Annotated in this window: 5 protein-coding genes and 1 pseudogene; 3 read left to right on the top strand and 3 right to left on the bottom strand. The window is 42.2% G+C overall.

What is annotated here, in order from left to right; genetic code table 11:
• Positions 1-221: 221 nt before the first annotated feature.
• From L1D44_RS19870 to L1D44_RS19860, 3 genes are all read right to left on the bottom strand, one after another.
• A complete protein-coding gene (locus L1D44_RS19870) occupies positions 222-1,139 on the bottom strand; it encodes an RHS repeat-associated core domain-containing protein (RefSeq protein ID WP_239893002.1) in 918 nt (305 codons plus the stop codon).
• Between the two features lie 14 nt (positions 1,140-1,153).
• The gene (locus L1D44_RS19865; RefSeq protein ID WP_239893001.1) at positions 1,154-4,612 is read right to left on the bottom strand and encodes a hypothetical protein; all 3,459 of its coding nucleotides are present in this window, start codon (positions 4,610-4,612) and stop codon (positions 1,154-1,156) included.
• A gap of 122 nt (positions 4,613-4,734) precedes the next feature.
• On the bottom strand, positions 4,735-5,481 hold the full coding sequence (locus L1D44_RS19860) for a hypothetical protein (RefSeq protein WP_239893000.1): 747 nt from the start codon (positions 5,479-5,481) through the stop codon (positions 4,735-4,737).
• Positions 5,482-6,034: 553 nt separating this feature from the next.
• Between L1D44_RS19860 and L1D44_RS19855 the strand changes: the two are divergent.
• From L1D44_RS19855 to L1D44_RS19845, 3 genes and pseudogenes are all read left to right on the top strand, one after another.
• Positions 6,035-6,221: pseudogene (locus tag L1D44_RS19855) on the top strand (transposase); the annotation flags it as partial.
• A gap of 712 nt (positions 6,222-6,933) precedes the next feature.
• Positions 6,934-7,986: a porin gene (locus L1D44_RS19850; RefSeq protein ID WP_220771125.1), complete on the top strand. Its 1,053-nt coding sequence runs from the start codon at positions 6,934-6,936 to the stop codon at positions 7,984-7,986.
• A gap of 32 nt (positions 7,987-8,018) precedes the next feature.
• Positions 8,019-11,273: an ExeM/NucH family extracellular endonuclease gene (locus tag L1D44_RS19845; protein WP_239892999.1), complete on the top strand. Its 3,255-nt coding sequence runs from the start codon at positions 8,019-8,021 to the stop codon at positions 11,271-11,273.
• Positions 11,274-11,321: the final 48 nt, after the last annotated feature.

Here is an 11,321-nt window from a genome sequence, read left to right as displayed (position 1 = left end):
CTATATTACTTGATGTCTCTTTTTCCATATTTTGAAATACTTTTTCGGTAAGAAAAATATGATATAGAGGTCAAAAAGACTAGGCAGACCACAGTAAAACCTAATCCACGAATTAAACCATTTTCAATTGAAATCACTCCTCCGCATATTAACGATAAGAGAAAATAAGCTATTAATTGAACTTTATGTAATCTAAAAAAATTCATTCACAATTAACCTTTTTATAAGTTTTCTTTTATTTTCTTATCCGCAACGGAGATCCCAAGATCTGCGGCTTTATTTGCTAAGCCTGTGGCAGCAGAAGTAGTTTGTCCAGCAGTATTACCAACCATAGCACTTCTTGTAGTACTAGAAACTTGAGCAGCAACGCCTCCAGCATTAGACATGCTATCTAACTTTCCAGCGAAAGAATTACCAACCTTACCACCTACTAATCCACCAGCAGCACCACTAACGGTACTGACAGCAGCCTTAGAAATAGAAATAGAATCTCCATTTGCTACATCTTGTCCCATAGAGCCAACTCCACTTGCAGCAGCACTCACAGCCGTTGTCTGTTTAACTGCTTTACTAGCAGTCATAGCGCCTTTAACAGCTTGTGTTGCTGCTCTCCCAGCAAAGCCTCCAGTAACAGCACCTACAGCTCCTGCTATTGCTATATCTGTCATATCTATATCTTGACCTGTCGAAATTTGAGCAGCTAACTCTATCCCAGCTCCAATCACAGCTCCCCATAAAAACTCACCATCAGGATCAGTATATTTATAAGGGTTATTATTCACATACATGTAGCGATTGAACGACATGACTGGATTTTTAGCCGTATAACCAACAGGATCATTCGAGTAGAAACGCCCGATAACTGGATCATAATATCGTGCCTGCATATAGGTTAACCCTAGATCTTCATCTTGCAAATGACCTGTATAACCTATCCCCGCCTTCTCACCACCTAAGCGTTTGCCGAAGGGCTCATAGCTCGAACGACTAATTACCCCACCATTAGCATCCGTTTCCATTACTGGCGTACCTAGCATATCCGCATGCTGATAACGAACCGTTTGAGCCGCGTTTACCTTCAAAGTCGTAGTAGCTAACAAACATACCAACAACATGAACTGCTTTATTCGGTTTATCATCCTTAAATTCCCCATTATAAAGCCGCTCCATTACCGCCAAAAGTGACACTCTTTGTAACCTGTTCGGTTCTCCCCGTACAAGTTATTAGCCCATAATAAGCTGCGCCGTCATTGGAAATGTTCAAACCTAAATGACTCAAACCTGATAAAGACATAAACAGCACGTTATTCCGTTTTACATAACCGCTGCAGCTTGTCGCATTGATGGAAGACCAAACTAATTTAAAATAATTATCTTTAGGTTCTTCAATGTCTACAGGGCATAATTGACCTGTAGGACACATATTATCAGGTGGTGTAACATAAAAGCTTAGGTTCAAAAAAGGGTCTGATGTTACAGGTGGTACATACTCCCCTTCAAAATCTACTTCCGCAATTAAATGTTTTCCTAAATAGAGTGAATCAGTCTTTTGCCCACTTAATTTTTGGCGATATAATAATTGCCCAATATTACTATAAACACTGTAATCATTTTGTTTTTTAACACGACGATTATGGCCATCATAGCGGTACGGTATGCCTTTAGCTGTTATAAGCTGATTAGCGCGATTAAAAGTCAAGCCATAACGACCGTTATGAGTCACATTCCCACGCGTGTCATAACTGTAATTATACGCATAAGACCCACTCAAATTATTGAGACGATTAAGCGAGTTGTAATGGTAAGTAATTGATGAGCCGTTGATTGTACGGCTTTTTAGGTTACCTAATCCATCATAAGTATAGGTGCCCTGCCCCCACTTACCGTCAGCAGTTCTCAAACGGTCAACTCCATCATAAGTCATATTGCCAATGTCATTACCACGGTCAACCCAGTCCACTATGCTCACTAAGTTGTCATTCTTGTCATAACGAGGGGATAGGTATAGCTTATTACTACCGTTATGGACATCCTTAATCGTATCTATACGGCCACTGGTGTCTAACCCAATACTGCGTACCACGCCATTACCATAACTCAAATTCTTTAACTGACCATTAGGGTAATATTCAACATTACTGGCATAGTTCACTACGGCACTACCACTGCCTTCACTAATTTTTGTTGGTTGCCCAAGCGCATTGGGTGAATAATTGAGCCTTCTGCCAGATGGGTACTTCAGTGAAGAAACTGCCCCCAAATTGTTATATTCCCAGTCAAGAATAAAGCTTTTTCCATCAATGGCTAAGGTCTCTTTTTCAACTAAATTGAGCGAGTTGTATTGATATTGCCAACTAATGGTATCGCTACCGCTGCCAGATATCAGGTTTGTTATATTGCCGTTGGCATCATAACTGTAGTGCTTATCTGGGGTATTATCAGGGTAGTTCTCACTTTTCAGTTGACCTAGGTTATCGTAGCTTAAGATGATTTTATCGGATGCAGGCACAGATGAAGAGTCACAACTGTTTTTACTGCCACTCGTTCCAGATGCCTGCCAAATAAGTTGGCGCTGAGTATTATAGCCAAAAGCGGTCATTCCAGTTTCGGGGCGATAGGTTTTACACAACTGCTGATAACTATCGTACAGGCGTTTTTCATTGACGCCGCCTTGGGTAATTGAGGTAACTTGGCCAAATTTATTATAACTAATAGAGGTATCGTGAGCATCTGGCGCTTGAATTAAGGTCGCCTTGTCGTAACTAGGGCTGCCATAAGCGAGATAAGTTATGGTAGTGATATTGCCCTTTGCATCGGTTATCTGCTTACGGTTGCCGGATAAATACTTAGTGCTAGTCGTGGCGTTGTCGCTTTGGCGTGTGGTTGATATGACTCGGCCTAGTGCATCATAAGTTGTTTGTACCCCTTTACGGTTGCCAGCACTATGATTGACAAAGGTTTGTAGTAACAGCTTGCTGTCAAAATCATAGTCGAAGTACTGATAACGGTGGGTGTCACTATTAGTTGAATCTTTTTCTTGGGTCAATATTTTGCGATGCATCAGATCATAATAAGTAGTGCTCTGATATTCACCTTGGGTGAGCATCTGTTTAAGCTGGCCGGCTAATACTGGGCTACCAGATATACCATCGCCATCGCTAGTTACTATGCTGTAGCTAATGTTTTTATCAGTCCATCGGCTATCAGCGTGCTCAATCTTAGTCACCCAGCCAACGGGGTTGTAACTATAGCGAGTTTGGTTACCTGCAAAGTCCGTGACGCTTTGGGTCCTGCCATCGGGGTTAATTTCAAATCTGGCAACTATGGTATTGGCAGTGCTGCCATTAGCCGTGTTACAGCCATTGTTCGTGCTGCAGGGCAAGGTCACTTTGCGAGCCTGCCCCCGATAATAGTCCTCAAACAGCTCATAGCGACCTACGCCGTTATAATCGACTCTCTTTACATTACCGTTGGCATGATAGCTGTTGACTGTTTTAAGAAGTTTACCCATTACCTTAGTTTGATAAGGCTGTGATTTATATGCGCCAGTTGCAGGGTAATAATTGGTCTCACTTATCGTTGACCAGTTACTACCATCACTTGAAAGTTGCCGGTTTAAGGGTAAGCCTATTAACCAATTGTGCAGGTCATATAGATATGCCCGCTTGGTATACAGTTGGTTTGATGAAAAATTGTTGTGCTCTTTAACTAAGCTGGGGTTGCCAAATACATCATAGCCTGAATATTCTGTGTAATAACTGTCATTGCTATTGGTTAGCTGCTTTAGTGTGGTTTTTACCCTATCGACCCTATGGAGATCGAGCGGGTTACCGCGTTTTGTAAAGTCAGTGCCAAATCGTAGTGGAAACTGCTTAAACTCGTGATAACTTGTCGACAACTTTTCCCCGTTTGCCGAGTATTGTTCACTGTAAACAGTTTTACCTTGCAAAATGGATTGGTAATCACGGTTAACATAACTGACACTTTTGGAAAGATCTGGGTTAATCACAGTTACTCTTCGGTAATTCACCGCATCGACATAATTTGTTACTGGGTTAGCTTGCATGGCTGTTGCAGCTGGATCTTCTTGAGAATTAGTAGATGCATATCCTCCTAATCCTTCATCATACTGGTATTGCCAGGTTAAGTTTGACGCTGAGTTTATTATCGTTTTATATTGTAACCTTTTTGCAAGATAACATCTTGGGTGAAAGTGAAGTTTCTTTGAGGGAGAGCGCTTCATTGTCTCTGCTTTTATAGGATTAGCATAGCTTGGTTGATTACTTATTCCGCCAATCTGGTATTTTTGTACAAAGTGAGCTTGTACTCCGTTAGGGTGGGTTACTTTAATGGTGTACTCTTTCTCCATGACAGCTTCTATATCATCGTTGTCTTTTTTATCGACAACACATTGATTTTCTGGCACACGAAAAGATGGTGATTCGTCTATTGCAAATCCTTCATAATGCCAAGAGGTACCATCAGGTAAAACGACAGAAGATAATCTATTAAAGTTTGATGAACTCTCTTGATAAATATAGCGCCACTGTTTACCGGTATATTCTTCTTGCCCATGGCTATTTAAAGAATAGGTTTTAATGGAGGTTAGCAATTTTTCTGTATTTGGTGTGGTATAAAAAAAACGTATGACAGCACCATCATTTGATTTTATAGAGAGTAGCTCTTCTGCGTTATTAGAATATTCATACTTAATATAATTCCCGAATCTATCTTCTATCTTCGATACATACATATAACCTTGGTAATAACTAGTTTTCCATACAGGATCAAATTTGGCTGTTTGAATAGTTTTTTTATGTCGAAATAGTAAGTAATTCCTTGAGGTGATTTTGCTCTAAAGCCTTCGCCTTTACCATCAGAGCGTGTCATACATTCTATGCTCCAATTTGACTTAGTAATTAATCTATCACCATTTTCAGTACCATTACGAAGCATGCTCTCAGTAGTTTGTCCCGGAATGTTTAAGGTTGCACCTTTCCAAGATTCATCGACTTCAACATCACCTTGGTTTAGAGCTAAGTTATTGCATTCATTATTAGTGCCCCAGCCATGAGTAAATTCGTTGTATCTATACATTAATGTTAGGTTTACATGAGGGATCTCTAAGCTCCAGTCCCCAAAACCCAAAGAGTCATTATATTTTGCTAAAAGAGAGTTATCTTTAAAGCTTCGGCGTACGGACATGTCTAAGTGTGAATTTAAAGGTATGGACACGTCTGTGTAACTAAATTGTACCTTGCCACTGCTCAAGTCAATTTTATCCCCAAATGAATCGTTTTTTAGCGGGATTAATTCAAAATTGGTTTGCATTTTTGACAGGACAATATCGTTGTCATAGCCGCTGAGATCGGTAAACTCATCAGTTTGATCGGGGGCTGCGAAACTATTAAATGACATAAGTGTTGCAATAAGATAAGCAAAGCCAGTGCTGATTTTGCCAATTGAGTGAATAACATCCATTTTACAAGGTTCCTTGAATTTTTGAATGCATTATACATTTTTGGCTAATATACAATCAAGTTACAATTAACAATTTGTTTACAAATTAGATTGCTGGGTTAAAACTAACTATATAAACTTAACTATAGGCCCCATGGTAAATGGCGTGTTTGTTGGCCTCCAACTTCAACCTAGCTATAGACATATATGGACGCTCCCGGTTAGACAAGACGGTATGACTTCCCTGACCGAGGCTGCTTTCCTTGGTTTCTGGTTAACTCTGGACTCCACAATCACCATAGACACCCATCGTTAATGGCATGGTTGTATGTCTCCCTTGTTCAAAGTAGAAGTGCACCACTCATTTCAATATAGGTTTCAAAAGGTGTCTTGTAATTTAGACACTTTCTCGGCCTTGGGTTTAGTGCACTTTCAGTTTTCAAAATTTGATTATCAGTGATTTTTCAATGTCAGTTCCCTTATGTAAGTAACTCCGAATTAGGCCGTTAACCTGCTCTACTACAGCTTTTTCCCAACTGTGACATGGCTGGTCAAATATGAGCAATGGCATAATATGTTTAAGGACAGTGAGTTAAAGCAGATGTTTGCAAAAGCGATGTGGTAGAAGAGTTTATAGTGACATCGCTAAAGCACTTGATAGCGACATATCGTTCTCGCTTGTGTGACATCAGTGGTTTATGCATTGTCTGAATGAACCTATCGCACAACAAGCTAATTACGAGGATAATTACACAGGGCAGTCCAAAGTTTAGGTGAAATTTGTCCATAAGACCTAGGGCAGTCCACCTAACACCTTAAATGAAGGCTAAGGACCGGCGCCTATCTGCCTCTTCTCAAGTTAATTATGCTTATGCATTGAATTACGGATGACGAGATTCAACCCTGCATAGTTATGAAACACCTGATGGCGTAGCTGCATTAAGCTTCAATACTTTACTATGAACAGCGCATTTTCTGGTTTGGGTTGCTAAAGTCTTGCTGACATCCTCCTGTTGTAGTAGATAAATGATTAAAATTTAGTTTTTTTAGAAAAAAATCTCTTTGATTTTCATATCATTTTATACAAAAAAACACCCACCCATGTTCTGACCTAAGTGCCTGATTCTCTAGGCCATAAGAACACCAAGCTACCACCCTGTTCTCCACTACAACCAATAAGACTTCATTTTTCTTTATTTAACAAATGCTTATACGTTTCAAATGTGATTAACCCTTCTTTTTTTTGTTACAAAATTCTGCAACAATCGCGGCGAACGTTAATGGAAATTAGCGGAAATATTACAAATTAGGGGTTGCTCTATGGAATATGTAACAAGTATATCAACAGTTTCGTCATCGAACTCTCCACCCACCTGACTACCCATAAGTTTTAGATATTACTAATAAACATTTTTAATTTTGAGTTTGGCCTTCAAATATAGGCTGACAAATTACTAATCGGAAGTAACAGCAATGTTAAATAAATCAACAATTGCGATCGCTATTGTCACTATGCTTAGTGCTGGTTCAGTGAACGCTGTAGTGTTAGAAGGTGAAAGTCAAGGTGACCATGTTCGCTTATATGGTGAAGTGGGCGTAGGGGGTCATTTTGATACTCATGCAGATTACAACCACGATGAGTTCTACGATACCAAGGGCTACGTAGATGATAGCTTTGCGACTCTGGGAGTAACAGGTCAACGTCAACAATTCACTTATCGTCTAGAGCTAGATTACCAACGCCGTAATTGGCTTGGTGGCGACGGTGAGTTCGAGTTGGCCATCGACAAATTGTACGTAGGCTATCTCTTTACCGAACAACAGTGGATCGAGCTCGGCTTGACCGATACAGCATTCGACGATTACGACCACTTCGGTGATTTCACCTTCAACAAGTCCATTGAAACCGGTGAAGCGGGTGACCAAGAGAATACCGTTAAGTATCAAGCTAAATTTGAACATCTGATTTTTGGTGCTTCTTACTCATACGATGGTGAACACAAGAGCGGTGCGCTGCAGGGTGACATCATTAATGGATACATGGGGTGGATGTCTGATCTGCTGTCTGTCGTGGTTGGCGTAGAAACTCGAGGCGGCTCAAACGGCGTCAGTAAATATGGTGAGCAGAAACTGATTGGTTTAGGTGCACGCCTGAAACTAATGCCTGAATTCTCTATTGGTTTGAATGGCTTTTTAGAAGATGAAGACTTGTCTACACGTAAGAGCGGTGACGTGCATTTAGATTATCAAACCTTCCGCAACACTGGGATAACGGTCAGTGCCAAGTACGACCTGAATGAACACTGGGAAATAATCAGCTCCTTAAACCACGAAGAATATGAAGGTTGGGATCTACTCGGTCCGAACTACGACTACTCTGAACTGCCACCTGAGTACGGAAAAGAGCGTCGTTGGGCCAGCTTAGGTTTTAACTATCGTCCTGCTCGTGACATTGTGCTGTCTTTAGAAGGCCGAGTTGGCGAAGCCCCAGAAGCAGGCTATGCATACGTGCGTATGTACTTCTAGTCCTAATTGAATTCAATTTTATAGAGTCTACTATGAAGAAAAGTTTCCTATCGCTGGCCATTGCCAGCACCATCAGTATGGGCGCCTACGCTGGCGTTGAAGACTTGCTGATCACTGAAATGACCCAAAGTACCGATGCGAATGTGGGCACGGTTGAAATCACTAATACAGGCTCTGATGCCTTCACCTTCACTGATGACATTACAGCTTACCAACGCTCTAGCGGTAAATACGACAACCAATTGCTTAACGCCGATGCTAAGCCGCTGTTGACTGGCCAAACGCTTGCTCCTGGCGCTTCTATGGTGATCGTTAATAGCAGAGCCAGTGAAGAATTTCGTAATGCCATTACGACTCAAGGTGGCACAGTTGTTATCTCTACATATGACAGCAGCAATAAGTACAACAACCTGTTTATGACAAGTGATGACGGTTTCTTCCTGAAAAATGGTGATACCGTTATCGATCGTGTTGGAGCCGCGAATGAGACTAGCAAGTGGGCTCCAAATACCACTTTGCGTCGTAAAAAAGCAGCTGATGGCAACAATCCAGCTCAATCAGGCACTTTCGATGCAACCAAGTGGCAGAACATCTTACCAATGAGATTCGATGATTTAGGAAAGTCAGAGCTGCCCGCCGCTGATGCTGAAGACATCATGGACATATTCACATGCCCAACTGATAGGAGTGAAATTAAGTCTCCTAGCGAAGTCCAAGGCACAGGCTTTACCTCACCTTTAATTGCCGAAGGCAAGACAGAATCAGATGAAAAAGTGGCCGTAGAGGGGATCGTCTCAGCTAAGGTATCTATTCCTAATGAAGGTTTCTATCTTCGCAATATTGCCTCTGATAACAATCCAGATACTTCCGATGGCATCTTTGTTAGCTCTAGCGCTGCGGGTGCTCTAAAAGTAGGTCAGACAGTTTGTATTGGCAGTAAAGTAGCTGAATTTGAAGGTCAGACTCAACTGTCTGCAGACACGGCATTTAGCTGGAACGTTACTGATACTGACATCTTAACTCAGCCTACCGATATTGAGGTTATTAGCTCTGATAACGGCTCTTTCGATAAGACGTTGGAGCGTTACGAAGGAATGTTGGTTAACCTGCCTACAGATCTGGATCCTCAGACTGATGGCGACCAAGATATGCGTATTACTCGCAGCTTCAGCTACAACTACCTGTTAAGTAGCAAAGGGCATAACCGCAACAATATGGTGGCGGCTTATAAGCGTCCTAACTTGCAGCCCAACCATTTGAATGTTGCGGGAAGCCCTGAGTCAAAGGCGGCCTATGAGCAAAACAATGACTATCGTTTAGTGATTGAAAGTGCCACTAAGTCCAACGGCACCGAGTTGCCTTATTACGCTGGTTTTAACAGTGATCCACACACTAACTATATCCGTATCGACGATAGTTTAATTAACGCGCAGGGTGTGATCAGTCAATATGAAACTGAGTTGATCCCAGGCACTGATAAGTATGATCAGGACTACAGTCTGACTATAACCAACCAGTTAACTAGCGATAATTTTATTCACAATTTACCGCGTACAGAGACACCAGATCTGCAAGATACTGTGGCTGATGATGATTTTGCTATCCGCATTTCTAGTCAGAACCTGTTTAACTTCTTTAACTCTCCTTTCGGTGGCGACAACAACAATTTTGGTCAGAGCCGAGGCGCAGATAGCTACGATGAATACATTAACCAGAGAACCAAGCTGGTAGAAATTATTCGTGCGCAGGACGCCGATGTCATGGCGCTGATGGAGATTGAAAATAACGGTTTTGGCGATGCGAGTGCCATTGCTGAGATTGTAAATCAGGTCAATATCCAGTATGTGGATGAGAGACCTCAGGATTACAATGGCCCTAACTCTACCGAGAACCGTTATGTGTTTGTTGGCTTTGACAACAATGGTAATCAAATGTTGGATAACCTTGACGCCATTGGTTCTGACGCTATTGCTACAGGCATCATATATCGACCAAGCAAGATGAGCATTGAGCGAACTCGCGTTATCCCAATGCCTCAACAGAAAGCACCGACCATAGTGAACGACTTAGGTGAGGTGATCAAAGATCAAAACGAGGAAATTCTAGAGAACGGTCAGAACTACCACCGTGACGCCTTGGTTGTAACCTTTATCGTTAACCAAACAGGCAAGCGCTTGACGCTAGCTGTAAATCACCTTAAGTCAAAAGGCTCTACTTGTTGGGAAGAATGGCAAGGTGTTGAGTTTGGTAATGCTACAACCTGGAACAACCGTACAGCGCCAGACCTTGACTACCAAGGGTCTTGTGCTGAGTTCCGTGTAGCCGGTGCCGTGCACTTAGGTGAAGAGATGGAAGACGTTCCTGGAGATAAGATTATCCTTGGTGATTTAAACGCCTACGGTAAAGAAGATCCTATATTAGTTCTTACCGAGAACCCACGCAACAAGACTATCGTTACCGCTAGCCACACTTTCCTTGGGCCTAAGCCTCAGTTTAACGAAGATGGCTCTCCAGTCATCATCACTAAAACTTATGGTTACATCGATATCGTCGGTGAAAAGCTAATGGAGAAGGGTAAGACGCCTTGGAGTTACTCTTTCAGTGACGAAATTGGCTCGCTTGATCACATCTTGATCTCGCCTTCTCTAAAAGACCGAGTGATTGATGCCACTGACTGGCATGTTAATGCTGCAGAGACTGGCCTGTATGACTACCAAAACCGCTTTAAAGGTACCATCGACGGTACTGGAACCCATAAGTTCTACAAAGAGGATATATATCGCGCATCAGATCACGATCCAGCACTGATAACCCTGAGCTATAAGCCTGGTGATGCGGACGCTAACGTGCCTCTGAACCTGCCAAAGCTGAGAAAGCTAATCAAAGTTCCTTACCAGATCCCAACGGGTATTACGACCCAAGCTGGTGATGTCGCGACCGTGAAAATGAGTCCTGATGATGATGAACAGCGTTTAGACTTGAGCCAAATGGTGCTTCCTAATGTAGTCCTTTCTGATGACACCACAGCCTTGGTCAATTTCGAGGTCTTTGGTGCGCCTTCAGCTCTTTACAATGTGACCGTAAGTCTAAAGCGTGACGGCAAACTTGTAGAAGGATCTGAGCAATCTTTCCTAGCGAAGGTATCTAACCGCGACTCCTTGATTGCTGACATTGTAGAAGAAGAAAGCGATCACACAGGTGGTGACGGTAGTGCTGGCAGCACCGGTTTCATCAGCTTGTTATCCCTGTTTGGGCTGGCAGCAATGCGCCGTCGTCTTCGCAAATAAGCGTTGTTCTCAACAATGAAGCGCCTGCTTTCGGGCAGTGCGCTTCCC

Source organism: Shewanella sp. Isolate13 (assembly GCF_022398325.1).
GTDB lineage: Bacteria > Pseudomonadota > Gammaproteobacteria > Enterobacterales > Shewanellaceae > Shewanella.
The sequence above is the reverse complement of the archived record's forward strand: the minus strand, read 5'-3'. Positions and strand labels throughout refer to the sequence as shown.

Bases quoted from the DNA above. Each gene is read 5' to 3' on its own strand.
- L1D44_RS19870 (WP_239893002.1), bottom strand. From the start codon at position 1,139: ATGATAAACCGAATAAAGCAGTTCATGTTGTTGGTATGTTTGTTAGCT.
- L1D44_RS19860 (WP_239893000.1), bottom strand. From the start codon at position 5,481: ATGGATGTTATTCACTCAATTGGCAAAATCAGCACTGGCTTTGCTTAT.
- L1D44_RS19850 (WP_220771125.1), top strand. From the start codon at position 6,934: ATGTTAAATAAATCAACAATTGCGATCGCTATTGTCACTATGCTTAGT.
- L1D44_RS19845 (WP_239892999.1), top strand. From the start codon at position 8,019: ATGAAGAAAAGTTTCCTATCGCTGGCCATTGCCAGCACCATCAGTATG.